This window comes from Amycolatopsis sp. SB7-3, from assembly GCF_041021335.1.
In the GTDB taxonomy this organism is placed as follows: Bacteria; Actinomycetota; Actinomycetes; order Mycobacteriales; family Pseudonocardiaceae; genus Amycolatopsis; species Amycolatopsis japonica.
This window is the reverse complement of record NZ_JBFPJQ010000001.1, coordinates 409,473-433,340: the sequence shown is the minus strand read 5'-3', so window position 1 is coordinate 433,340 and position 23,868 is coordinate 409,473. Positions and strand designations below refer to the sequence as shown.

The 23,868-nt window shown below is 70.8% G+C and carries 19 protein-coding genes; 9 read left to right on the top strand and 10 right to left on the bottom strand.

Features of this window, described 5'->3' with window-relative positions; translation table 11 throughout:
* Positions 1–43 precede the first annotated feature (43 nt).
* Positions 44–520 carry a TspO/MBR family protein gene (locus AB8M46_RS02005; RefSeq protein WP_394359388.1) on the top strand — a complete coding sequence of 159 codons (477 nt, stop codon included), beginning with the start codon at positions 44–46 and terminating at the stop codon, positions 518–520.
* Here AB8M46_RS02005 and AB8M46_RS02000 read toward each other — a convergent pair.
* On the bottom strand, positions 513–1,826 hold the full coding sequence (locus tag AB8M46_RS02000; RefSeq protein WP_394359387.1) for a type VII secretion protein EccE: 1,314 nt from the start codon (positions 1,824–1,826) through the stop codon (positions 513–515). The genes AB8M46_RS02005 and AB8M46_RS02000 overlap by 8 nt on opposite strands.
* Before the next feature lie 129 nt (positions 1,827–1,955).
* On the opposite strand from AB8M46_RS02000, the gene AB8M46_RS01995 reads away from it, so the two are divergent.
* Genes AB8M46_RS01995 through AB8M46_RS01980 form a run of 4 tightly spaced genes read left to right on the top strand, consistent with a single transcriptional unit; the run spans position 1,956 to position 8,339 of the window.
* Positions 1,956–4,100 carry a fibronectin type III domain-containing protein gene (locus tag AB8M46_RS01995; RefSeq protein WP_037342024.1) on the top strand — a complete coding sequence of 715 codons (2,145 nt, stop codon included), beginning with the start codon at positions 1,956–1,958 and terminating at the stop codon, positions 4,098–4,100.
* Entirely contained in the window at positions 4,097–5,050 is a 954-nt protein-coding gene (locus AB8M46_RS01990) for a MoxR family ATPase (RefSeq protein WP_016336476.1), read from the top strand. Before AB8M46_RS01995 ends, AB8M46_RS01990 begins: the two co-directional genes overlap by 4 nt.
* Positions 5,051–5,052: 2 nt before the next feature.
* Entirely contained in the window at positions 5,053–6,180 is a 1,128-nt protein-coding gene (locus AB8M46_RS01985) for a DUF58 domain-containing protein (RefSeq protein WP_037342028.1), read from the top strand.
* Entirely contained in the window at positions 6,177–8,339 is a 2,163-nt protein-coding gene (locus AB8M46_RS01980; RefSeq protein WP_394359386.1) for a DUF3488 and DUF4129 domain-containing transglutaminase family protein, read from the top strand. Before AB8M46_RS01985 ends, AB8M46_RS01980 begins: the two co-directional genes overlap by 4 nt.
* Positions 8,340–8,352: 13 nt before the next feature.
* Here the strand turns inward: AB8M46_RS01980 and AB8M46_RS01975 are convergent, their stop codons facing one another.
* A complete protein-coding gene (locus tag AB8M46_RS01975) occupies positions 8,353–9,756 on the bottom strand; it encodes a serine/threonine protein kinase (protein ID WP_394359385.1) in 1,404 nt (467 codons plus the stop codon).
* Between the two features lie 102 nt (positions 9,757–9,858).
* On the opposite strand from AB8M46_RS01975, the gene eccD reads away from it, so the two are divergent.
* The gene (gene eccD, locus AB8M46_RS01970) at positions 9,859–11,241 is read left to right on the top strand and encodes a type VII secretion integral membrane protein EccD (protein WP_394359384.1); all 1,383 of its coding nucleotides are present in this window, start codon (positions 9,859–9,861) and stop codon (positions 11,239–11,241) included.
* A gap of 4 nt (positions 11,242–11,245) precedes the next feature.
* Positions 11,246–12,679 carry a type VII secretion protein EccB gene (eccB, locus tag AB8M46_RS01965; protein WP_394359383.1) on the top strand — a complete coding sequence of 478 codons (1,434 nt, stop codon included), beginning with the start codon at positions 11,246–11,248 and terminating at the stop codon, positions 12,677–12,679.
* A 236-nt stretch (positions 12,680–12,915) separates the two neighbouring features.
* On the opposite strand, the gene AB8M46_RS01960 is transcribed toward eccB, so the two are convergent.
* The 5 genes from AB8M46_RS01960 to eccCa form a co-directional block, all read right to left on the bottom strand.
* Positions 12,916–14,121: a hypothetical protein gene (locus AB8M46_RS01960; RefSeq protein WP_394359382.1), complete on the bottom strand. Its 1,206-nt coding sequence runs from the start codon at positions 14,119–14,121 to the stop codon at positions 12,916–12,918.
* A gap of 10 nt (positions 14,122–14,131) precedes the next feature.
* A complete protein-coding gene (locus tag AB8M46_RS01955; protein WP_394359381.1) occupies positions 14,132–14,548 on the bottom strand; it encodes a hypothetical protein in 417 nt (138 codons plus the stop codon).
* A gap of 10 nt (positions 14,549–14,558) precedes the next feature.
* The gene (locus tag AB8M46_RS01950; RefSeq protein ID WP_394359380.1) at positions 14,559–15,941 is read right to left on the bottom strand and encodes a hypothetical protein; all 1,383 of its coding nucleotides are present in this window, start codon (positions 15,939–15,941) and stop codon (positions 14,559–14,561) included.
* A 9-nt stretch (positions 15,942–15,950) separates the two neighbouring features.
* Positions 15,951–16,331: a hypothetical protein gene (locus AB8M46_RS01945; protein ID WP_394359379.1), complete on the bottom strand. Its 381-nt coding sequence runs from the start codon at positions 16,329–16,331 to the stop codon at positions 15,951–15,953.
* A 74-nt stretch (positions 16,332–16,405) separates the two neighbouring features.
* Positions 16,406–20,365: a type VII secretion protein EccCa gene (eccCa, locus tag AB8M46_RS01940; RefSeq protein WP_394359378.1), complete on the bottom strand. Its 3,960-nt coding sequence runs from the start codon at positions 20,363–20,365 to the stop codon at positions 16,406–16,408.
* A gap of 133 nt (positions 20,366–20,498) precedes the next feature.
* Between eccCa and AB8M46_RS01935 the strand changes: the two genes are divergently transcribed.
* Together AB8M46_RS01935 and AB8M46_RS01930 are read left to right on the top strand one after the other, a co-directional pair.
* The gene (locus tag AB8M46_RS01935; protein WP_350595379.1) at positions 20,499–20,798 is read left to right on the top strand and encodes a hypothetical protein; all 300 of its coding nucleotides are present in this window, start codon (positions 20,499–20,501) and stop codon (positions 20,796–20,798) included.
* A 25-nt stretch (positions 20,799–20,823) separates the two neighbouring features.
* On the top strand, positions 20,824–21,117 hold the full coding sequence (locus AB8M46_RS01930; RefSeq protein ID WP_350595377.1) for a hypothetical protein: 294 nt from the start codon (positions 20,824–20,826) through the stop codon (positions 21,115–21,117).
* Between the two features lie 65 nt (positions 21,118–21,182).
* On the opposite strand, the gene mycP is transcribed toward AB8M46_RS01930, so the two are convergent.
* The 3 genes from mycP to AB8M46_RS01915 are packed head-to-tail and all read right to left on the bottom strand — an operon-like array spanning position 21,183 to position 23,762.
* Complete coding sequence (gene mycP / locus AB8M46_RS01925; protein ID WP_394359377.1) at positions 21,183–22,457, bottom strand: type VII secretion-associated serine protease mycosin; 1,275 nt, start codon at positions 22,455–22,457, stop codon at positions 21,183–21,185.
* Between the two features lie 4 nt (positions 22,458–22,461).
* Positions 22,462–23,433, bottom strand: coding sequence for a DUF6177 family protein (locus AB8M46_RS01920; protein ID WP_394359376.1), 972 nt, complete (start codon positions 23,431–23,433; stop codon positions 22,462–22,464).
* On the bottom strand, positions 23,418–23,762 hold the full coding sequence (locus AB8M46_RS01915; protein WP_394359375.1) for a hypothetical protein: 345 nt from the start codon (positions 23,760–23,762) through the stop codon (positions 23,418–23,420). Before AB8M46_RS01915 ends, AB8M46_RS01920 begins: the two co-directional genes overlap by 16 nt.
* Positions 23,763–23,868: the final 106 nt, after the last annotated feature.

The following is a 23,868-nucleotide window of genomic DNA, read 5'->3' as shown; positions in this document are numbered from 1 at the left end:
TTTTGAGCGCGCGGGCCCGTGTCCGCCCCCGTACGCTCGAACGATGACGACGATCCCGGGAAGATTCCGCGCGCCGCTGGCGTTCCTCCCGTTCCTGGCGGCGGTCGCGGTGGTGGCGGTCGTCGGCGGGCTCGCCGCGTCCGGCGCCCGCTCTGTCTACAGTGGACTCGAATTGCCGTCGTTCGCGCCGCCCGCCTGGCTGTTCGGTCCGGTGTGGACGGTCCTGTACCTCGCGATCGCGGTGTCGGGCTGGCTGTACTGGAAATCCGGCGGCGACCGCCGGGCCTTGCTCTGGTACGCGGCACAACTGGTCCTGAACGCCGCTTGGACGCCGCTGTTCTTCGCGGCAGGCGCGTACGGTTTGGCACTGGTGGACATCGTCCTGCTCGACGTCGCGATCGTCGTCACCGCGCTGTACTTCCGCCGGTCTTCCTGGGTTTCGGCCGTATTACTGGTGCCGTATCTCGCCTGGACGCTGTACGCGACCGCGCTCACCGCCGCGATCGTCGTGCTCAACTGACTCCGATCGGCAAGGTGGCGGCCACTCCCTTGGCGTGCCTGCCGTCGAGCCGCTCCAGCGTGATCCCGCCCCGGCGCGCGGCGAGTTCCAGGTCCCGCACCGCGTGGTCCACCGCCTGAACCCCCGCGGCCGCGACCCGGATCGCGGCGCTGACGCGGGGTTCGGTCTCGGCGGCGCTTCGGCGGGCGGTCACGGCCAGGGTCACCGCGGACCCGGGGGCGGCGGCGAGCAGACGGCGTGACAGATCCGCCGCGAGCACCGGGGGAAGCGCGTCCCAGCCGTCGAGGCGGAAGGTCGCCTGGCTGATCGGCCCGCTGTGCCAGAACCGCCAGTCTTCGCGGATCCGCGCCCGGCCCGCCGTGACGTGCGCCAGCGACGCGAGCGTGCCGAGTACCTCGTTTTCGCTGAGCGCCCGCACCGGCAGGCCGTCGCGGCGAAGCTGCCGACGCACGCGCCTGACCGTGTTCCCGAGCGCCTGCCGCACGTCGGTGTCGCGGTGGACGTCGGCGGTGCGCAGTGCCTGCAGCGCGACCCAGCCTCGCGGAGGACGGGAGCGGTCCGCGCCGACGTGGTGGATGACCTGCGCGGCGACGTCCAGGGCCTGCTCGCGGGACGGCGGCGGCAGCAACATCGGCGGCGACGGCATCGGCTGCTCGCGGGCGGCGGATTTCGGTTGCAGCACGGCGGTGATCCCGTCGGCGCGGCTGACCATGAACACCGTCTCGTCGCCGATCTCGCCGGTGATCCCCGTCGCTTCCGGCGAAAGCAGGCCCAGCAGCGCCCGGCCCGCCTCGCCCGCTTGCCGGAGATCCCGGTCGCGGTCGCGGGCCAGGTAGCCCGACGCCGAACCGAGCCAGGCGTAGAGCCAGCGTCCGCGAATCCGCACGGCGGTCAGCGCGAGCACCACCACGGCGGCGGTGACCACCGCGGCCGCCAGCGGCCAGGGCCGTCCCGCCACCAGGACCAGCGCGACGAGGACGAGCTGCCAGCAGACGATCTGGGCCACGCCGATCCCGACCGGCCGTCCTTGCCGGCGTCCTCGGCCAGGCGACGGCGGCCGCGGCGGACCGGGCGCGGGGACGGGAACGGGCGCCGTCGCGGACCAGCGCGGTCGCTGCTCCGCCTGGCGAGCCGCCGTGAGCGCGGCCAGCGCGGCTTCACGGGCGGCTGCCCGCGCGGCGGGCGCGGCGTAGGCGAGCGGATCGGCCATGGCCCGGGCCGGCGGTGCGGCCGGGGCGATCCGGGGAAGCGGCGGGGGTGCCGCGGGGTACCGCCCGTCCGTCCTCGCCGCGCCGAGATCGGTCATCGTCCTGCCTCCTCCAACCGGGTCCGCTCAGCGTCCCCGGCGAACATGAGGTTTCGATGACACGGCGTCCGGGAGCGGCGAGACAGGCTGTTTCATCGAAATTTCATGGTCGCTCTCTAGCTTGATCGCGTGAACACCGACGAGCGGGGCACGAAGCGGTTCAGCGTGGTCGCCAGGACGAGAATGGCCGTGGCGCTGGTGGTCGCGGGCTGCCTGGCGCTGATCGGGCTGGCCGTGACCGGGCAGGCGGCGACGCCGGAACGGCTGGAGTTCGTCCAGGTCGGTCACTGGGTCTACAACGACGCCGCCCAGTCCGCGTTCCACGTCGACGGCTCGACGAACCGCGTCGACGCGCGCGCGGACGTGCCCGGCGCGAACGGCAGCCAGGTCGCGCAGGGGGACGGCTCCGGTTACGTGGTCGAGCGGAACCGCATCACGGAGTTCGACAAGGCGACGTTGAGCGTGGAGGAGTCCACGCCGCCGCCCGCGCCGGAAACGCCGTTCGTGATGGAGATCGCGGGTGGCCCGTACCTGGTCTACCGTAACGCCGGGCAGATCGTGCGACTCGGGGACCCGGCCGCGACAGTGCCCGCAGGGGGGCCACTGTCCCGGCCGGTCGCGACCACCGACGGGACGGTGTGGGCGCACCGCGTCGACAGCGGCGCGATCTGCGATCTGCCCAAGGGCGCCGCCGTCATGACCTGTCCCGCGCAGCTTCCGCCAGGGCACGGCGGCGGGCTCACCCTCGTCGGCGACCGGCCGGTCGTGCTCGACACCACCGGCGACAGCCTCCACCGCGTCGGCCCGGACGGGCTCGGCGACGGACTTCCGCTCGGTATCAAGCTTTCGCCGTCGGCACAGGTCGCCAACAGCGCCGTCGGCGACCGGCTGGCCATCGCCGACCCCGAGCGCAACCAGCTCCACCTCATCGACATCAGCGGCCTCGACCAGGACCGCCCCTCCGCGAAGCCGATTTCGGTCGAGCTCACCAAGGGAAGCCGGTTCAACGGCCCGCTCTCGTCCTCGAACGTCGTCGCCATGGTCGACGAGACCCGCGGCGAGGTGCTGACCTACGACGCCGCGGGCAAGCTCAAGTCCACCGCGAAGGTACCTGGCCAGGGCACGCCGCCGAGGCTCGCCAAGGGCGAGGACAACCGCATCTACGTCGACAGTTCCGACGGCTCGCACGTGCTGGTCGTCAACGGTGACGACGGCACGGTGGTCGACGTCGACGTCGACAAGGCGGCCAACACCCAGACCGCCGGCGCGCCGTCGGCCGATCCGGAACCGTCCGGCGACCAGCCCCCGCCCCAGCAGGACCAGCGACAGCAGGCGCCGCCGAACACCCAGCAGGCGCCCCCGCCGGTGGCGAAGGCGACGCCGCCCGGCGCGCCGAGGAAGCTGAGCGCGAGTTCGGGCGACGGCTCGATCAAGGTCTCGTGGAGCCCGGCGGCGGACAACGGCGCGCGGATCACCGCCTACCGCGTGTCCTGGACGGGCGGTTCGACCCGGGTGAGCGGATCGTCACGGGGAACCACGATTTCGGGGCTGACCAACGGAACCCCGTACGTGGTCACCGTGGTCGCGGAGAACTCGGCGGGCCTCGGGGTCGGTGCCAGCGCCAAGGCGGTCATCCCGGGACCCGTGAACAGGCCTGCCACGGCACCGGTCGTCACCGCGAACGCCACCGCCGCCGGCAAGGTTTCGGTGAGCTGGACCCAGCCCGACCTCCGGGGCGGCACGCTGGTGCACTACCTGGTGAGCGTGACGGGCAAGGGACAGCGCACGGTTTCGGCCACGTCCGCGGAGTTCACCGGGGTCACCGGCACCGCGACCGTCACGGTCCGCGCGGTGACGAAGTTCGGCTCGGGAGCGGCGATCAACGGCGCCGCCGGGAGCCGGAAGGTCACCGTGCCGGTGCCGTCGGACCCGCCGACCATCACCATCACCGGTGTCCGCGTCGGGACCACGGGACTGATCGTTTCGGTGAACGCCAACGGGAAGGGCGCGCCCGCGACCTGCCAGGCGGAGTTCAACGGCGCGATGTCGGCCTCGAAGTCCTGCTCGGGCGCCACCAGCTTGAACATCAATAATGTGGCCTATTTCGGCGCCATCACGGTGAACGCCACCATCAAGACCTCCGGGGGGACCGGCAAGGACAGCTGGACCGGCGTGCCCAGTGCGGGCGGTGGCGCCCCCGGTGGCTCGCTGATCTGGCTCGGCCCGATCGCGATGGTCGGCCTGCGCCGACGAAAGGAAAAGGAACTTCTGTGACGCTCACACCCAGGGTCGCCTTCGAGCAGATCGCCGAGAACGTGCAATCGGTGGTGCGCGGGAAACCGGAGGTCGTCCGGCTCACCGTGGCGGCGCTGTTCGCCGAAGGGCATCTGCTGATGGAGGACGTGCCCGGCGTCGGCAAGACGACGATCGCGCGCTGCGTCGCCGCCAGCATCGGCGGCCGGTGGAGCCGGATCCAGTTCACCCCCGACCTGCTGCCCGGCGACATCACCGGCGTGATGGTCTACCACCAGAACAACGAACGTTTCCAGTTCCACCCCGGCGGCATCTTCGCCAACGTGGTGCTCGCGGACGAGATCAACCGGGGCACGCCCAAGACGCAGGCCGCGCTGCTGGAGGTGATGGCCGAACGCCGGGTCACCGTGGATTCGGTCGGCCAGGCGGTGCCGAGGCCGTTCCTCGTGGTGGCCACGCAGAACCCGATCGAGCTGGAGGGCACCTACCGGCTGCCCGAAGCGCAGCTCGACCGGTTCCTCATGCGTATTTCGGTCGGCTACCCGGATCTGGAATCCGAGATGCGGGTGGTGATGGGGGATTGCGCCGGGGTCACGCCGGATGAGCTTAAGCCGGTGCTGGGCATCGCCGACGTCCAGTCGGTCATCGACGAGGTCCGCAAATCCCATCTGGCACCGGAGATCGTCAACTACGCGGTCCGGCTGGCCGCGGCCAGCCGATCGCATCCCGACGTCCGCTACGGCGCGAGCCCGCGCGGCAGTATCGCGCTGATCCGGGCGGCACAGGGACTCGCCGCCACCTTCGGCCGCGATTTCGTCACCCCGGACGACGTCAAGGACGTCGCGCATCCGGTGCTCGACCACCGGCTCGTGCTGACCCCCGACGCCGAACTCAACCAGCGGCGGACCGCGGACATCGTCGACGAACTCCTGGGCGCGACGGCCGCTCCCATGGCCGCGATGGGGAGGTAGGCGTGCGGCTCACCCGCCGCGGCGTCATCGTGCTGGCCTTCGCCGCCGGGTTCTACGCCCTCGGCGAGCTGGCCGGGTACACGTTTTTCCGTGCCTTCGCGGGGATCGCGGCCGGCGCGGTGCTGATCGCGCTGGCCACCACCAGGTTCCGGCCGAAGGTGGAGATCGGCCGGACCGTCCAGCCGGACCGGGTCGAACGCGGGAAACCCGCGCTGGCCTCGCTCGTCGTGCGCAACACCGATTCACGGCGGCACGGCGGTTTCGCCGCGGCGGACGGCATCGGCGGCGAGACGCACAGCCTGCGGGTCCGCCCGCTCGCGCCCGGCGCGGAGGCGACGTACCACTACGAGCTTCCGACGACGAAACGCGGGAAGCTCCGGGTCGGCCCGCTCGTCGTGCACCGGCCCGACCTGTTCGACCTCGCGCGCGGCGACCAGACCGTCGGGGATTCCGCGTGGTTGTGGGTGCATCCGCGACGGCACGCGGTACGCGCGGCGCAGGCCGGACATCCGCGCCACCACCACGAAGGCCCGATCACCGACCCGCCGCTGCGTGGTTCGGCGGATCTGCGCGCGGTGCGGGAGTACGTGGTCGGCGACGAGGTCCGGCATCTGCACTGGAAGGCGACCGCCAGGACCGGGCGGCTCATGGTGCGCGAATACGCCGACCCCGCCCAGCCCCGGTTCACCGCCGTGCTCGACACGCGGCCCGCGTCGATGAGCCCTGCCGTTTTCGAAGAAGCCGTCGAGGTGGCGGCCTCCCTGTTCTACGCGTCGGCGTCGGCGGGCCAGCACTGCCGTTTCATCACCTCCGCGGGCGCGGACACGCCGACCGACAGCGGGGTGCGCGCGGCGAGGACCCTGCTGGACGAACTCGCGCTCGTCACCCAGGACGCCGCGGACGACGCGCCGCTGCTGCCCTCGGCATTGGCCGCCGCCGAACGCCCTGGCGGGGTGCTGGTGCTGATCACCGGTCCCGACGCCGATCTCGGTCACGCCGCCCGCTGGCGGCCCGACACCGTGGTCCGGATCGGCGATCTCCGGCCGTCGGCGGGCTCCCGCGGCCTGATCGTCGCGGTCGACGCCGCCGGTGCCGCGGCACAGTGGAATTCCTTGGTGGGTAAGTCATGAGCGACCGGATCGCGGTCGCCGCGCTGCTCGCCGCGACCGGGATCGCCGGGCTGCTCTTCGCGCCCGTGTTCGGCTGGGCGGCGCTGCTCGTCCCGGTGCTCGTGGTCGTTCTCCTCGCGTACGGCTGCGCCGAGCTGACCGCGAAATTCCCCAAGCTGACCCCGTACCGGCCGCTGCTCGTCGCGCTGCTCGGCCTGCTCGGGCTGATCGAGACGGTGCTGACCTCGACCACGCTCGCCTTCCTGCCGACCGGCGATTCGCTGCGGGGGCTGGCGCGCGGCCTCACCGAAGGCTGGCGGCTCACGCTGCAGTCCACCTGGCCCGCGCGGCCGATCCCCGAACAGCTGTTGTTCGTGCCGCTTTCGGTGCTGATCGCCGTCGTGCTCGGGCTGGAACTGTTGCTGCGTCTCAAGAAGCCGCTCGTGGCGCTCGTGCCCAGCCTGGCCGTCGCCTGCCTCGCCCAGGCGTATCAGGCGTTGACGGGGGTTTTCGCGGTGGTCGCGGCACTGGGCTACGCGCTGCCCGCCGGGCTCCTGCTGTGGTCGGGTCGTCGGGTCCGGTCGGCGAGCCGGGCACCCGGTGGACCTCGGTTCTCCTGGCGGCTTACCGGCTCGGCGGTCTGGCCCGCACTGTCCACTGTGGTCGCCCTCGTCGCCGGTGCGGTCGCGCTCGCCGGGCTCGATCCGGCAGGCCGGGATCCGTTGACGCTCAAGGACACCCAGGCCGCGCCGCCGCCGAGGAGCCGGGTCGGCAACCCGCTGGACGAGATCGCCCAGCGGCTCATCCGGCCGGGCGAGGAGGTGTTCCGTTACCGCGGGGACACCCCGGTCGATCAGTGGCGCCTGATCGTGCTGAACGGTTTCGACGGGGCGAACTGGCTGTCCGACTCCCGGCTCCGGCGGCTCGGCGCGGGCCTCGAAGGCGCGCCCGGCGTGCGTGGCAGCGCGGAACTGAAGGTACGCGGGCTCTCCGGACCGTGGCTGCCGAGCCACCAGGATCTGACCGGTGTGGACGGTCTGACACCGTTGGTGGACGAGTCGGCGGGCACCTTGATGACGGAATCGCCGTCGACCGGTCAGGAACGCAACTACCGGCTCAGCTGGTCGTCACCCGAGGTCGATCTCGGTGCCGGGGAGATCGACCCGCGGGCGCCGCTCGGCGGGCTCGGCGCGGTGCCGCCCGACGTGGAGAACGTGGCGAAGGACGCCGTGCGCGGTCTGCGCCCGACGTTCCAGTCCGCCTTGCAGCTGGAACGCTTTCTCAGCACGAACTATCAGGTCGCGACGGGCACGGAGGAGCTGCCGACCGGACACGGCTGGCCGCAGCTGAGGCATTTCCTGCTGGAGAGCAAGCGGGGGACGAGCGAGCAGTTCGCCGCCGCGTACGTCGTCTTGGCGCGGATGAGCGGTATCCCGGCCCGGCTCGTCGTCGGGTTCCGGGGATCGGCCGAGACCGACGGCGGGATGCACGTCGTCCGCAACCGCGATGTCCTGGCGTGGCCCGAAGTCGCGGTCGCCGGAGCGGGCTGGGTGGCACTCGACCCGACCGCCGCGGCGGGCAAGGCGGAGCGGAGTCAGGCAGGCCCCGGCAAGGCGGTCGCCCGTGCGAGGGCGCAGCTGCCCGCCGAACAGCAACTGCGGCCGCCCCAGCTCCCACCGGGCACCCCCGCGGAATCCGGCGAGGATCAGAGCACCGAAGCGGGGATGAGCTGGTGGTGGCCGTCGCTCGTCGCCGCGATCGTCCTTTTCGGACTCCTGTGGCTCGTGGGGGTTCCGGCGGCGAAGGTCGTCCGGGCCCGGCGGCGGCGTCGCCGGTCCGGTGCCGAAGGCGTGCTCGGCGCGTGGGACGAGATCCGCGACCGGCTGCGCGCGCACGGCGTTCCGTTCCGGATCGGGATGACCCCGCGCGATCTCGCCGAATCGGCCGGATCGCTTGCCGGGGACGGGATCCGCGAGCCGGTCGCGCGGCTGGCCAAGGTACTGGACGTGACGCTGTGGTCCGGGGTCCCGGTGGGGGACGGTTCGGTCCGGCGGGCGTGGCAGGAGGTCGGCGAGGTACGGCGCGGGCTGGCCACCAGACCGTTCGCGGCTCGGGTGCTGGCGGCACTCGAGCCGCGGACCCTGGTGCCGATCCGCGGCCGGGGCCCTCGCGAGGGGTGAAGGCCTTCACGGACTACGGGTTGCAGCGGGCGCCGCGGATCGCGACCGGCTCGGTGGTGTAGATGTGCCGTCCGTCGGTCGCCCTCAGCTGGAAGCAGTACCGGCGCGCCGGGTCGACGGGGACGTCGAGACTGCGCTGACGGTGGGCGACGAGCTGTTTCGTCTCGAGCCGCTCGCCCGCCATGATCACGACGAAGTCCAGTTCGCCTTCCGCGGTCCAGGTCAGCTGCACGTGATCGCTCTGGTCCTGCGGCGGCGCGAGCGCCAGTTTGACGTCCGGCGCCGGCGCGGAAGCCGCCGCGGGAGAAGGGATCGCGGCCGCCACCGGAACGGCCTGCCCGCCGATCTCCGCCGGGCCGAGGACCAGCGGCAGCACGGCGAGCCCGGCGGCGAGCACGCCGCCGCCCGCCAGCGCGACGGGCTTCCAGGGAAACCCGCGTTCGGTTTTGAGCGGACCGCTGAACTCGCGGATCAGGGTGCGGCCACCCCGTGGCGGCGCCTGCACCACCTGGACGGGCGCCGGGGCCGCGTGGACCGGGGCGGCAGGTCGGTGGACCTGGGCGAAGTCGTCGAATTCGACCTCGACGTCTTCTTCTTCGCTTGGCAGGTCTGAGGAATCACCGGTGACGACCTCGCCACCGGGTCGGCTCAGTTTCGTGAACAGCCGTGCCAGCGACGCGACGTCCTGCGGCCGGTCGGCCGGTTCCTTGGCCAGCAACCGCAGGATCGTGGCGGCGAGTTCGCCGGGGACGGCCGGATCCTGGATCGGCGCGACCGGTTCCCGCAGCACCTGGAGGATGCGTTCGCCGGGCTGCTGCCCGGTGTGGCGGGGAAACGGAGGCGTCCCGGTCAGCGCGACGTAGAGCACCGCGCCGAGTCCATAAAGGTCGGACGCGGGGGAAAGCGTGTCGTCGCGCAGGGTTTCCGGCGCGGTGTACTCGACCGCGTACATCGGGTCGCGCGGGAATCGCCGCCGCAGGGCCACCCCGAAGTCGGCGAGCACGAACTCGCCGGACGCCCGGTACAACACGTTGTGCGGGTTCACGCCGCCGTGCAGGACGTCCGCGCCGTGCGCCGCGGCGAGCGCCGACGCGATCGCGGCGCCGAGGGCGAGCACGTCGGGAATTCCCAGCCGGGCACCGGAATCCAGCACACCGGCGAGTGAACCCGGGCACAGTTCGCGGCGGACACCGGACCGGCCGTCGGGATGGGTCAGGACGTCGTCGATCTGCAGGATCGAGCGCGTCGAGCGCACCGCCGCCAGCGCCTTCCGCTCGCGTTCGAGCCAAGCGGAGGTCTCGCGGTCGAAGGTGCCGGGGAACATCTTGATCGCGAAGTCGTTGCCCGTGGCGGGATCCTTGCCCGCGTACACGGTCGCGATGGGGCCCTGGGCGAGCAGCCCTGTCTCGATGCTCATGACCCCATTGTCGCGCAAGAAGTCCGGATCCGGAGTACTTTCACCGCGGCAGGTTCCTGCCGCCGGTGCCCGGCGGACCCGTCGCTGGCCGACCCTTTTCCCATGCAGACTGCCGGCCTGGTCAGGGTCACCATCACCACTCCGCACCGGCGCATCGACATGGCGCTGCCGGAACACGCGTCCGTCGCCGAAATCCTCCCCGGCCTGCTCGCGCGGGCGGGGGAGGGAATGGCCGACGACGGGGTCGCCGGCGGCGGCTGGCAGTTGCGCCGCGCCGACGGGACGGCCTTCGATCTGGACCGGACGCTGGGCGCGCACCGGGTCCGGGACGGGGAGATCCTCCATCTGACGCCGCGCCGCGCCGAATGGCCGGAGCCCGAGTACGACGACCTCGTGGACGCCATCGCCACCGGCTCCGGCCGCACCGGAAAGGCATGGGGGCCGCGGCACACGCGGCAGGCCGGGCTGGCCGTGGGCGCGGTGGCGATGTCGTTCGGTCTGCTCGCGGTCCTGCGCGCCGGTCCGCCGTGGACGTCACCGGCGGCCTGGGCGCTGGCGGTTTCCGCGCTGTTGCTGGCGTCGGGTGTGCTGCTCGCGCGGGCGCTGCGCGACGCCGGTGCCGGGGCGGTACTCGCCGCCGTCGCGCTCCCGTTCGCCTTCGCCGGCGGCGGTCTGCTGCTGGCGGGCGACGACCCGATCGGCGAGCTGTCCGCCGGTCACCTGTTGCTCGCGAGCGCGGCCTTGCTGCTCGCGGCCGTCGTCGGCCACCTGGGGGTGACCGCCGCGCCCGCCCTGTTCGCCGGAGCCGCCACCGTCGGCCTGCTCGGGGTGATCGGCGGCTGGCTGGCCACCTTCGACGACCTGGTGGGTTACCGGTCGGCGGCGGTGATCGGCGGTGGGGTGCTCGTGCTCTCGACCACGTTCGCGCCGCTGTCGCTGCGGCTCGGCCGGGTGCCGATGCCGGTGCTGCCGCGGTCGACCGCGGATCTGGTCCGCGACGATCCTCAGCCGCCGCTCGACCTCGTGCACGCCGCCGTCGCCAGAGCGGACGCGCTGCTCACCGGGATGCTGGGCGGGGCGGCGATCGTCGCCATGTACTGCCAGCTGCAGCTGATCCGCAGCGACAGCGAGGCCGCGGTCGTCCTCGTCGCCCTGCTCGCGGCCGGATTCCTGGTGCGGGCACGGTTGTATCCGATCCTGCGGCAACGGACGCCGATCCTGGTGGCCGGGATCTTCGGCGCCGGCTGCCTGCTGGCGGGCCCGCTCATGGCGGACCGCTCGCTGCTGCTCGTCCTGGCCGGGCCGCTTTCGTTGGCGGTGGCGGCGGGCGTGATCGCCTCCGGTGTCGTGCTGAGCACCCGCGCCGCCAACCCGTATCTCGGCCGGATCGCCGAGTACTTCGAGATCCTGGTGACGATCGCCGTCGTCCCGGTGGCGTGTTCGGTGCTCGGCCTGTACGGCTACGTGCGCGGACTGGGGGGCTGAACCCATGGCGTCCAAACGGGATCAGCTGCAGGCTTACCAATTCCTGGTGCAGCGCGCGATCTCCGCGCTCGTGACGAGAGAGACCGACCCGGAGCAGCCGCCGTTCCGCCGCCCGTCCGGCGCCGCTTTCGCCGGTGTCGCACTGGCGATCGTGGCGCTGGCGTGCGTCGGGGTCTACGGGATGATCGTGCCCGGCGGGAACAACGCGTGGCGCAAGAACGCCGCCGTCATCGTGGAGAAGGAGAGCGGGACGCGGTACGTCTACCTGGACGAACGGCTGCATCCCGTCGCGAACTACGCGTCCGCCCTGTTGTTGCTCGGCGAACACGGCACCACGGAACGGGTTTCGCGCGAGTCGCTCGCCGGAGTCCCGCGAGGGCCCCGGATCGGCATCGCCGACGCGCCGGACGGCTTGCCCGGCCCCGAAAAACTGCTCACCGGATCATGGTCGCTGTGTTCCGCGCCCGCGAGCGACCTGGCGGGCAGCCGGATCGAGGAATCGGTGCTGCTGGCCGGCGCCTCGCCGTCCGGCGGCGCGGAACTGGGCGACCAGGCGCTGCTGGTGGAATCGACGTCGACCGGCGACCGGTTCGTCGTGTGGCGCGGGCACCGGCACCGGATCACCGACTACGGCGCCGTCGGCACCGGCCTCGCGCTGACCGCCGAGCCGTGGGCGCGGGTCGGCCGGGCGTGGCTCGACGTGCTCCCGGAAGGCACGCCGATCGGCCCGCTGCCGGTGGCGGCGGCGGGCGAGGTGTCCACCGCGGTGCCGGGCCGGACCGACATCCGGAACGGCATGCTGCTGATGGTGCAGACCTCCGGTGGCGGGCAACAGCACTATCTGGCGGAACGGGACGCCCTGCGGCCGATCAGCGAACTGCAGTACGACGTCCAGCGCGCGAGCGCCCAGATGCTCGCCGCCTATCCCGGCGGTGAACCGAAAACCGTGCCGCTGCCGCCTTCGCTGGCGACCATGTCCCGGCAACTGGACCCCGTCCAGGCCGACGCGGGTGCCGCACCCGCCGCACGTCCGGCCATCGCGCGCCTGCGTGACCAGGACACCACCGTGTGCGCGACCTTCGGCGACGGTTCCGCGGCCCCTTCGCTGACCGTCGACCCCTCGATGCCGCCCGCGGATCCGATGTCCACCACCGCCCGCCGGACCGCCTCCGGAACCCCGCTCGCGGACCGCGTCCACGTGCCGCCCGGCAGCGCGATCGTCGTCGAAGCGATGCCCTCCCCTTCCGCGGCTGCCGGAACGCTCACCGTGGTGACCGACATGGGGCGCCGCTATCCGCTGGCTTCGCCCGATGTGCTGAAGATGCTGGGGTACCCGTCGGCGCGTCCGGTGCGGCTGCCCGCCGGTCTGGTGGCGCGGCTGCCCGACGGACCGAGTCTGGACCCGGCCGCCGCGCGGCGCCAGACCCTGGGCGGCTGACCGGATCCCCGTGTCCCGGCGCGTGACTCGCGTGCTTGAAGGCGGATCATGCGTGATTGCAGGCGGAACACACGATGCGGATCCAGTCTCAGCGTGTTCCGCCTCCAATCACGCGAGTTCGCTCCTCAATCACGCGAGTTCGCTCCTCAATCACGCCATGTGCCGGGAATTGAAACGACGTGAAGGCCCCCTTCGCTGCGTCTAGCGCAGTGAAGGGGGCCTTCACGTACAGCGGCTCAGCGGGGGTTCGTCCGCCACAGGTCTTCGTCCAGCATCTGTACGGAGCCGGACTCGGACTCACCCGGCCGCCGGCCGCGCGTCAGCGTGAACCCGGCGTCCGGGTTGCCGTTGGCCGCACGGCCGCGCAGCTTCGCCGGAACACCGTCGCTGCCGCCCGAGGACGCCCGGCGGCCGGACCCGTTCCGCCCGACCGGCTGGTCGCTCGACGACGGCCTGAGCGTGCTCGCCGTGTTCTGGCCACCGGCGTGCGGCGGCGCCATCGGTGACATCGGGCCTGTCGTCGCCTTCGTGGAGGACGAGCCCGCCGCTCCCGGCTGGATCTCGGAAGCCAGGCTGGGCGCCTTCTTGGTCCCGATCGGCTTTGCCGCCACCGGAAGACCCGTCCCGCCCGCCACGCCGATTCCGCCGAGCAGCCCCGTGGGAACCGGCGGCGCTCCCGAGCCCCCTGGCAATCCGCCGAGAGCGGGGACCGCTTCGGCCGCGGTCGGCAGCGGGGCGAGGCCGGCGAGCGAAACACCTGACGCGCCGTCGTAGCCGGGGATCTCCGGCACCGAGACGTCCGAGCCCGTCCCGCCGCTCCCGCCGCCGACACCGAGGGACTCGGCCAGCCCCTGTACTTCGGACAGCGCGTTCATGCCCGCTTCCGCGGCCTTGATGAAGTCGGCGGGTGAGTTTCCCTCGGTGGAGGCCTGCGGGGTCTCGGGCATCATGTGATCCGGTTGCTGGATCCCGGAAGCCGAAACGACCTTGAGCATGGACATGTCGAACTGTGCGCCGAGCGCGGTCATCCGTGCGCCCGAGGCCTGCTGGATGAGCGGAGCCGCCCAGGCGGTCAGCGGATTGGCGATCGCCGCCATGTACTGGCTGTGCAGCAACGACACTTCCTGCATCGTCTCCTGGATACCGCTCGCCAGCGTCGTCAGTGTCTCGGCCGGCTGAGCGAGATCGATCCGCTCGCCCCAGAACTGGAGTTCGGCGAGTGAGCGTTGCGCCTTTTCCTCGTGGGCGCGGCCCGCGTCGTCCTGCCAAGTCGGCGAAAGCTCGCCTACCCTGGTGTGCAATTCGGTCGACGCGCTTTCGATCCAGGCACGGGATTCGGTCCACATGCGAGCCGCGTCGGTGAGGACGGCGACATTGGCCTGCTCGGCGGTGATCATCGCCAGATGTGCCTCGATCGGCAGCAGGTTGTAGGGAACAGCCATGATCAGCTCCTCAAACCAGGTCCTGCGGGGCGCCGCCCGTGGACTGGTCGGCCGGTTTTTCGGTGGCGGTGGACGGTTGCTGTGCGGAGCCCGCGGTCTGCTTCACCAGATCGATGCCCTGCTTGAGCACCTTCGTGGCGGATGTGGCCAGTTCGAGCGCACTGGTGACGTCGGCCGCGCTGTAGGTGATCGCGGCGGTCTTGACCTTCGTCGAGTCGGTGACCATTTCCTCGGTCATCTTCGCCATGAACGCGGCCATGCTCGCGGTCGCGGCCTTGTCCAGCACTGACATCGCGATGCCTTCGAAGAGGCCGGTCAGATTCGGCGGTGTTCCCAGCCGGGCCAGGGACGGCGGCATCTCCGGTGCGGTGAGCTGACTCGAATAAGCGCTCATCGACTCGGTGTCCGCGTTGATTTGATCGGGCATCTACCCCTCCTCACTGTCCGGCGCGATAGCGCGGACCTGTGTCTTCCTGTTCGACCTGCCACAACTCTTCGTCGAGCAGCTGGACCGTGTCGTTTTCCCGGTCCCACCGGCGGGGTGCCGGAGCCGGTTCGGTGTGCCGTCCGGCCGGACGGCCACGTCCGGACCGGCCCAGCAGGGAAACCCCGGGGGGCGTACCGGTCTTGCGATCCCGGGACCGTCCGGTGGCGGCGTGCTCGGCGGCTCCGGGTTTGATCCCGTCGCCCGTCCTCGCCCCGCCGCGTTGTGGTTGCTGCTGTGCCGGCGGCATCGCGCCGGGAGCACCGGTCGCTCCGGTGCCGCCGGAACCCGCGGCGGATGAGGAAGCCACCGCCGGGAAGGCGGTGATGCCGAGGCCGCCGGGTGATGTCTGACCGAGCGACGTCGCCGGGGAAGGCACACCACCGGCTCCGCCCGCGGAAGCACCGACCGGGCCCACCCCGCCGCCGGCGAGGCTCGGCAGCCCCGCGCCGTCACCATCGAGCCGCGCGAGCCGGTCCGCGACTTCCGCAGGCGTCAGGGAATTCCCTGTGCCCAGCGGATCGAGCGGGCTGAGCGGCGTGGGGCTGGGGGAGTCCGTGCCGCCGCCCATCAGCTGTTGCGCCGACTGCATGACCTGACTCAGGGCGTCCAGCGCGCCGGGAGCCGCTTCGAGTGCGTCCTTGAGCGGATCCGTCGCCTCCGGGGCTTCTTCCTCAGTGGGACTGGGCTCCTGCGGCTGCGGGGAAGAAGGCGAGGGCGAGGCACTGGGAGAAGCGGCGCCGGAGACGGGGACGCCGTTCGTGGCCGGTCCGGGGTTTTCCTGCCCGGACGTCGCGGCGAGCGGGCCTTTCCAGGGATCACCCACGGCTTTCTTCATGGCGAGCGCCGTGTCCTCGTACAACGGGGCGAGCTTGGTGATCTCGTCGGCGATCTTCGTTTCGATCTCCTGCCGCTGTTTGCCCCGGTCCTCTTCGGACAGTCTGTTGTAGTGGTCGACCTGATCCTTCGCGAAGTTCTGGGCCGAGCAGAGCGCCAGATTCAGGGTGTTGATCTTGTCGAGCACCTCCGACGCGGAGGTCTGTTTCTGCGGTATCGGAAGCCCGATGGTCATCATCGAATTGACCATCCCGCTCGGGTCGGTCCATGTCCGCATGACGGCGATGTCCGTCGATACCCGGGCCATGAACTGGCGTCCGGCGGCGTCCGGCCACCGATCCTGGGTGACCAGCTGATTCGCCTGCTGGTGAAGAAGAGACGCCTGCCCGTCGATCCAGGCCCTCGCTTCACGCCACAGGTAGCCGGCGGCCACCAGCTTGGGGACGTGGGTATGCATCTCGGCCGTGAGTTGCCCGTACATTTCCTCGATGGAGGCCATCGGATCCCCTCAGCGTCCGGAGTGTGGCGTGACGAGGCGGGGATCGACCTTCGGGAGGTCTTCCGGGCGCTGCGAGACGAAGGTGTTCAAGATCTCCTGGCGGGCCGTCTCGTCGGCGCGAAGGTAGTTCGCCGCTGTTTGCTGGACAAAGGCGCTGTATGCCGCGAATCCTTGCTCAGCCTGCGTGATGAAGGTCTGGAGTTGCCGGATGGTCTCGCTTTCCGCGATGGTGAGATGCATGCAGAGGCTGTCCAGCCCGCCCGGGCACGGTGTCGACTCGCCGTCGCTCCGGGAAATGTTGCTGACCGGCGGCTTGTCGAGGCTCCCCATGATCCGGGACGCGAACTCCCGCATGGCGTCGGTGTCGCCGTTGATCTCGTCACCGCTCATCGTCACTCCTCACGTCGTTTTGAGGACAGGCAACCACTTCCGGGCGCCGGGCAGGGCGCGGCGACAGGAAGAGGTCACTCCCGCTGCGGGAGCCAGGCGAGTTGCACCAGCCCCTTCTGGCCGCGGCGGTCCACCAGCCAGCCCCGGCCCGGGGGCAGGACCTGCGCTCGCATGCCGCCCAGCAGCGGGCCTTCGTCACGGTCGCCGGACATCATCAGGCCGGGCGTGCCCACTTCCCGCAGCCTGCCGAGGAAAGGTTCGAACAGGCCGCGGCCCGCGCCACCGGTACGGCGGGCCAGCACCACGTGCAGTCCGATGTCCGAACCCTGCGCGGCCAGCGGCAGCAACGCCATGAGCGGATGCTCCTTGTGCGTGGCCACCATGTCGTAGTCGTCGACGAGCACGAAGATCTCCGGCCCCTCCCACCAGTTCCTCTTCCGCAACTGCTCGGGAGTGACGTCTTGCCCCGGCAGCCGTTTCGACAGTGCCTTCGCCGTCTCCATGAGCATTCGGCCGCTCTGCTCGTCGTTGGTGCCGTAGCCGAGGAGGTGATCCGCGCCCACTTCGCCGAGCAGGCTCCGGCGGTGGTCGACCAGGATGATGCGGGCTTGGTCCGGGGTGTAGGCCTTCTGGATCCGTTTGGCGAGCACCCGGAGGAACGACGTCTTGCCGCTCTGGGTGTCCGCCAGCACGAAGAAGTGCGGATCGTTGGCGAAGTCGAGTCGCATCGGTGACAGGTCGCTTTCGTGGATACCGACCGCGAGCCCCGCTTCTTCGCCGTCCACATCGTCGGTGGGCGGGAGTTCCTCGTACGGCAGGATTCCCGGCAGGAGCCGGACCGACGGCGCGGGTTCGCCCGGCCACGCCGTCCGCACCGCCTCGACGAGCGCGCCGATGCCGTCGGCGAGGTCGTCCGTCTCCGTGACACCGTCGATGCGAGGCAGCGCGATCAGCATCTGGTGCCCGCTCATGGCGATCCCGTGGCCCGGCGCGTCGGCGGGCACGCTCATCGCGGCACGACGGTCGATGACGGAGTCGATCGGGTCGCCGATCTTCAGCTCCAGCCTGCTGGCGAACAGGTCACGGACGTTCATCCGCAGGTCGAACGAACGAGAACACCCGGCCACGACGTGGACGCCATAGGAAAGGCCGCGTGCAGCGATGTCGCCGACCGTCTCTTCGAGTTCCGGGAAATCGCCGCGCAGTGTCTGCCAGCCGTCGATGACGAGGAAGACGTCGCCGTGTTTTTCCGCGGGGAACCGGTTCTCGGCGCGCAACCTGCGATAGGTGGCGATGCCATCGATCTGCTGTTCGGCGAACAGCCGTTCCCGCTGAGCAAGGATCGTCGACACCTCGGCCACCGTCCGCCGGACGGCGCCGGTGTCGAGCCTGCCCGAAACGCCGGCGACATGGGGCAGGCCCGCGATCGACGCGAGCGTTCCCCCGCCGAAATCGAGGCAGTAGAACTGGACTTCGCGAGGCGTGTGCGTGAGCGCGAGGCTGGCGATCAGCGTCCGCAACACGGTGCTCTTCCCGGTCTGTGGAGCGCCGATGACCAGCACGTGCCCGGCGGCACCGGTCAGGTCCAGCACCAGTGGGTCGCGTCGCTGCTCGAACGGCCGGTCCACGGTGCCCAGCACCGGCCGCAGCGAACCGCTCGCGCCGGCGGAGAGCCCGCGCCGGGCATCGGTGACCAGCGGGGGCAGCAGCGCGTCCAGCGTCGGCGACTCCGCCAGCGGCGGCAGCCAGACCTGGTGGGCCGGGGTCCCCTGTCCTTCGAGCCGGTCGACCAGGATGTCCAGCAGGGTTTCGCCGACGGCCGTGTCGTCGTCCGGCTCGGTGGATTCTTCCGGCTCGACGTCGAGTTCCTCGGCGACGTAGGCGGTGGTGTACTCCTGCAGCACCAGGCGTTCCCCCAACGTCGCGGGCACGCCTCCGCCCGTGGAGCGCTGGTACACCCCGGAGACGTAGGCGGAGCGGAACCGGTCCATCGGCTCGGTGCCGACCTTGAGGAAGCCGTGCCCGGGCGCGCGCGGGAGTTTGAAGGCGTCGGTGACCCCGAGCACCGCCCGGCTCTCCATCTCGGAGAACGTACGGAGCCCGACCCGGTAGGACAGATGGGTTTCCAGGCCGCGCAGCCTGCCCTCCTCGAGACGCTGCGAAGCGAGCAGGAGGTGCACACCGAGCGAGCGCCCGACACGTCCGATTTGGACGAACATGTCGATGAAATCGGGCTTGGCGGAAAGTAGTTCGGAGAACTCGTCACAGATCACCAGCAGTGTGGGTACTTCGGGCAGCGGGGCGCCCGCGGCCCGTGCCTTCTCGTAGTCGCGCAAGGAGGAGAAGTTCCCCGCCGCCCGCAGCAGTTCCTGACGCCGGATCAGCTCGCCGTTGATCGCGTCGGTCATCCGGTCGACCAGATGCAGTTCGTCGGCGAGGTTGGTGATCACCGCGCTGGTGTGCGGCAACGCGTCCAACCTGGCGAAGGTGGCACCGCCCTTGAAGTCGACCAGCGCGAAGTTCAGCGAGCTCGGCGGATGCGTGACCGCCAGTGCGAGGACCAGCGTGCGCAGCAGTTCCGACTTCCCGGAGCCGGTGGCCCCGATCAGCAGACCGTGCGGCCCCATGCCGTCCTGCGCCGACTCCTTGAGGTCGAGTTCGATCGGGGCGCCGTCGGCCTGGATGCCGAACTGGACCCGGAGCCGGTCCCGGTTCGGCCTCGGCTGCCAGGTGTCGGCCGGATCGAATTCGTACGGGTCGCCCAGTTCCAGCAATTCGGCCAGTCCGAGTTCGGTGCTCATCGGTGCCTCGCCGCGCAAGCCCGCGGTCAGTCGCAGCGGCGCCAGCTGGCGGGCGAGCCCTTCGGCCGCCACCGGTCCGAGAAGATCGGCCTTCCCCAGCGGGGCTTCGCCGTCGATCGTCTCGCTGAGCATCCCGCCGTCCGCGTCGACGGCGAGCACGACGGTGGTCCGGTCGAGTGCCCGCGGCGGCATCGTGGTCAGGTCGATGACCGTCACGCCTTCGACCCCGCCCCCGGTCATGAGGTGGGAGGAGCCGGCGACGGCGCCGCCGTCGAGCACCACCACCAGATGCGGCCCGGGCAGCCGGACATCCGATTCGGGATCGAATCTCGGCCGTTTGGCCAGTTCCTCTTCGAGCATCGACTCCAGCGCCGGAACGCTCGGTGCCACCAGACGAAGCGGGCCGAGGGCGTCCGAACGCTCGGGGTGCAGGGCGTGCGGCAGCCACTTGGTCCACTCCCAGACGGCCCGGTGTTCCTCGTCCGTGCAGACCGCGACGCGCAGGTCGTCGGGGGAATGCAGGGTCGCCAGCTGCGCCAGGGTCGCGCGCAGCATGCCGAGGGTGGCCTCCCGGTCTCCCCGCAGGTAGATCCGGCTGAATCCGTTGATCGCGATGGCGATCGGCAACCGGTCCACAGTGGAATGGGTGGTGATGAACCGGCGTAGCGCCAGCGCGGACAGCGGCTCCAGTTCTTCGAGCGGTTTGGTGTCGGGGGCGACCAGGGTGGTCGCCGGGCTCTGCGGGCTCAGCCCGATGCGGGCGACACCGAAGTCCGGATCCTCCTTGCGCCGCTCCCACAGGCGGTAGCTTCCGGCGAGCGACCACAACGAGGCCGGATCCGGGTGGAGGTACTCCATCGCTTCGCGCTGTTTGCGGATCGAACGCCGCAGGCGCAGCCGATGCTGGGCCAGATGCCGCAGGTACTTCCGGCGGGCGTGTCCCATTTCCCGTTTGCTCGGGCCACCACCCTGCAGGAAGCCCATGACGACCATGCCGAGCATGCCGACACCCATGATCCCGTAGATCGCGAAGCGCATCGATCCACCCATGTTGCCGGAGTACATCAGCAGCATCCCGGCCGTCATCGCCACCATCGGCAGCACCATCAGCACCTGGGCCCACTGCCGCGCGGGCGGGGGCGGGATCTCCGGCGGTGGCTGAAGGATCAGCTCACCGGACGGCATCTCCGGGCCCGGCCTGCGGGTGGGGCGCTTCACCACGACTGTCGACACGAGATCGATCGTCGGCCACCGCGGCGGCTCCGGGGCCGCGCTGGCAGGAAGCTGCCGACCACCGGAAAGTGCCCTGTTCGCTCACTAATTTGGCCAGGGCAAGGAGCACTTATGTCGTGGAATGGAGGACGAAGTGACCTATTTCTCCGGCGATACCGCGGCGATGGCCGCGTATGCGGCGAAGACGCGGGCGATCGGTGAGGACATCAACGCACAGGTGCAGTCGAGCCTCAGCGCCGTCCAGGGGTACAGCACGAGCTGGAAGGGGAAGGCGAGCCGGATGTCGGAGGCCGGCGAGATCACCAGGCAGGGGAACTGGGGCCGGAACACCGAGAACGTGGACGTCATGTCCGACAAGATCACTCAGGTGCACGTCAACTACGACGACGTGGACAACGAGTGGAGCAACGCCATCGGCTCGGTCATCAACTGATCGTACCGCTCGAAAGGGAGATCAAATGTTCGACTCGGTCATTTCCGCGAACTTCGGGGACCTGCACGCGATCGCGGGCAATCTGAAGGCCACGATGGACGCACACGGGCAGTCGTTGGACGAGCAGCGTCAAGAAGCGCTGCGTGCGGAGGAGTTCTGGGAGGGCCAGAACAACGTCGACGGCTACGCGGCGCTGATGCGGGACCAGAAGATCGCCGGTGAGGACATCGAGTGTGGCCAGCAGAAGGGCGTGGTCACCAGTGGCGCGGCCGATGGTTACCAGCACACTGTCACGAAATGCAGTGCCTTGTTCGGCTGATCGTGATTCCCGTTCATGAAGAATCCCCGGAGCGCAGCGCTCCGGGGATTCTTCATGAACGGGAATCACGGCTCGGAGATCAGGAACACCTGTTCCGGCGGTTCGACGACGGCGGGCCGATCGGGCACCGGCTCCGCACGGGCGGGCCGCCAGCGGCGGCGACATCCACGAGGCACGGCGACCGCGATCAGCGCCGCCAGCGCGATTCCGGTCACCGCGGCGATGGTGAGCCACTTCGCGATCTTCGCCGCGCGCTCGTCGGAGGCTTCCCTGTCGAGCCGCGCCTGGTCGGGAGGTGACGGGACGAAAGCGGGCAGAGCCGCCGGTTTCTGCGGATCGAGCCCGTCTGTCACCGCCCGGTACGGATCGACCAGACCGGCCCCGTAGGCGGGACTGCCCTGCCCGCCACGGGCCGGACTCGCCGTGGCCACCAGCCGTTGCGTGACTTCGGCGGCACTGAGACGAGGCCAGGCGGAGCGGACCAGCGCGGCGGTGCCTGCCACGAACGGGGCGGCGAAACTCGTGCCGTCGACATAGGCGTGGCCTGCCGCTCTCGTCGCGGTCAGCACCTTGGCGCCCGGGGCGACGAGATCGACGTAACGACCGACCTGAGAACCCTGGATCCGCGCACCGTCGATGTCCACCGCGCCCACCGCGAGCACGCCGGGGTAGGAGGCGGGATACGAAGGCAGTTCGGTGTTCACGTCGCGTTGTCCGTTGCCCGCCGCGGCCACCACCAGGACGTCTCTCGCGACCGCGTAGGCGACGGCTTCGCGGATGACGGCGAAGTCCTCGTGCCCCGACAGCGAAAGATTCATCACCCTCGCGCCCTGATCCGCGGCGTACCGGATGCCGTTGGCCACGACCTGGGGGTCGATCCGCAACGACTCGCCCTGGTCGCCGACGTCGCGATCGTTGATCCGCACCGGCAGGATCCGCGCGTCCGGCGCGACACCGTGGAAACCGATACCGGAGCCGGGATCCGCGGCGGCGATGGCGGCCACCCCCGTTCCGTGGGAGACACAGTCGAACGAACCCGGAAAGGTGCCGGCGAGATAGAAGTCCCGGCCGGGAAGGACCTTCCCCGGCCGCTGGAGCTGCGGGTGGTCGGCGTCGACCCCGGAGTCGACCACGGCGATCAGTACCCCGCCGCCCCGGCTGTGCGGCCATGCCCGGCGCGGATCGAGCACTTGCTGCGCCCAAGGTTGCGCCGGTACGGCGGACCGTGCCGGTTCCGGGTTCTGACAGGCACCCGGCGGGGGTGCCGCCTCGGCGATGGGCGCGGTTCCGAAGACTTGGGCGGTCAGGACGAGTGCGGTGGCCGCCAGTGTGCGTTTCACGGTTTCAGCTCCCGGCGGGTGTCGCATAGTGATGGAGGATGTCGGTGAGTTGCTCGAACGGCGCCGATGTACCGCCGTCGAACCGGCACCAGACGGCTTTACGGTCGCCGGCGCCCAGAAGCCGCACCCGTGCGGCCGGGGTCCGGTGCGCGTGTGCGATTCCGACGGCGGAGACCAGTTCGTGTCCGAAGAGGACTCCGTAGGGCAGCGCGGGCGGCGCCGGGATCGCGGAACGCACTCCCTGGGTCCGGCCAGGGGCCGCGCCGACGACCAACCGCCTCACGGTGCCCGCGCATTCGGCGGCCAGGTCTTCGATGCGGCGGGTGTCGACGGATCCGGCGGCAGGCCCGCTCAGCCGGACATCCTCGACGACGACGTCGTCCACTTGCGACACCTGCAGTCTGCCGGTCACTCCATCCCCGACGACTATCGCCGAAGCCGGCGCCCGGCGGGTGCAATGGGCGGAGATCCCGGTCACCGACCAGGGTTCGGTGACCGGTTCCGCGACACCCCAGCCGGTCGGGCCGGTACCGGTGAGCGCGCGCATCGCGATGTCGGTACTCCTGCCGAGCTTGAGCGGTTCTCCCGCCGGGAACGGCGTGGTGATCCGGACTTCGAGGTCTCCGCTTCCCGGTGAGTACTTCCTCGGCGGAGGGATCGTCGCACTCTTCTCGGGAACGAATCGGGAGCCGTTCCAGTCCAGGGGAAGCCCCAGGAAGCCGTCGCGATACCCGCCGCTTTCGTCGCGGACGACCCAACCGGCGCGCGCGTCGCCCAACAGGGACTCCAGCGGGAAGGTGAGCCCGCTTCGTGCACCGGTGACGAGTTGTAGCGCTCGCCCGCTTTCGACGGCCGTCCTGGCCGCGTCGATGAGCCAGGTGGAAGCCGGCACCACGTCACGGAACTGTTCGACGACGATCGCTTCGGGCGTGACACGGGCCCAAGCGCCCAGATACCCGTTCACCGGCTCGACCACGACGATCCACCGGTAGCGGCGACCAGGGCGGAGGTGAACCCCCGTGCGATCGCCTCCGCCTCGGCGTCGTCTTCCGGAGCCCGGCTCTCGACCCACCACACCGGTGGCGGCACGTCGATTCCGAGTAGCCGCCGCACTTCTCCGGGCACCCGGACCGACCTGGCGTTCTCGATGGTCAGCACCACCCGTCCGCCGGGATGCCGCAGGAGGAACAGCATGCGGTCTTCGTCGACTTCCACTTCGGACAGTGGGCTCGCGGCCCGGATCGCCGAGATCAGCGCGTCGGCATCGGGTTCCCGGCGGCACAGGCCGACGACGTCGAAGGTCATCCGGTCGGCTCCTTTCCTCGTCTCACATGGTCGTGTGCGCAACGAGGCGATGAACCCGCGTGACAGCAACAGGTCACGCCGCCCCGCGAAGCGCCGGACGCGGACA

Coding starts and splice junctions, on each gene's coding strand:
- AB8M46_RS02005 (WP_394359388.1), top strand. CDS start 44: ATGACGACGATCCCGGGAAGATTCCGCGCGCCGCTGGCGTTCCTCCCG.
- AB8M46_RS02000 (WP_394359387.1), bottom strand. CDS start 1,826: ATGACCGATCTCGGCGCGGCGAGGACGGACGGGCGGTACCCCGCGGCA.
- AB8M46_RS01980 (WP_394359386.1), top strand. CDS start 6,177: ATGAGCGACCGGATCGCGGTCGCCGCGCTGCTCGCCGCGACCGGGATC.
- AB8M46_RS01975 (WP_394359385.1), bottom strand. CDS start 9,756: ATGAGCATCGAGACAGGGCTGCTCGCCCAGGGCCCCATCGCGACCGTG.
- eccD (WP_394359384.1), top strand. CDS start 9,859: ATGCAGACTGCCGGCCTGGTCAGGGTCACCATCACCACTCCGCACCGG.
- eccB (WP_394359383.1), top strand. CDS start 11,246: ATGGCGTCCAAACGGGATCAGCTGCAGGCTTACCAATTCCTGGTGCAG.
- AB8M46_RS01960 (WP_394359382.1), bottom strand. CDS start 14,121: ATGGCTGTTCCCTACAACCTGCTGCCGATCGAGGCACATCTGGCGATG.
- AB8M46_RS01955 (WP_394359381.1), bottom strand. CDS start 14,548: ATGCCCGATCAAATCAACGCGGACACCGAGTCGATGAGCGCTTATTCG.
- AB8M46_RS01950 (WP_394359380.1), bottom strand. CDS start 15,941: ATGGCCTCCATCGAGGAAATGTACGGGCAACTCACGGCCGAGATGCAT.
- AB8M46_RS01945 (WP_394359379.1), bottom strand. CDS start 16,331: ATGAGCGGTGACGAGATCAACGGCGACACCGACGCCATGCGGGAGTTC.
- AB8M46_RS01930 (WP_350595377.1), top strand. CDS start 20,824: ATGTTCGACTCGGTCATTTCCGCGAACTTCGGGGACCTGCACGCGATC.
- AB8M46_RS01915 (WP_394359375.1), bottom strand. CDS start 23,762: ATGACCTTCGACGTCGTCGGCCTGTGCCGCCGGGAACCCGATGCCGAC.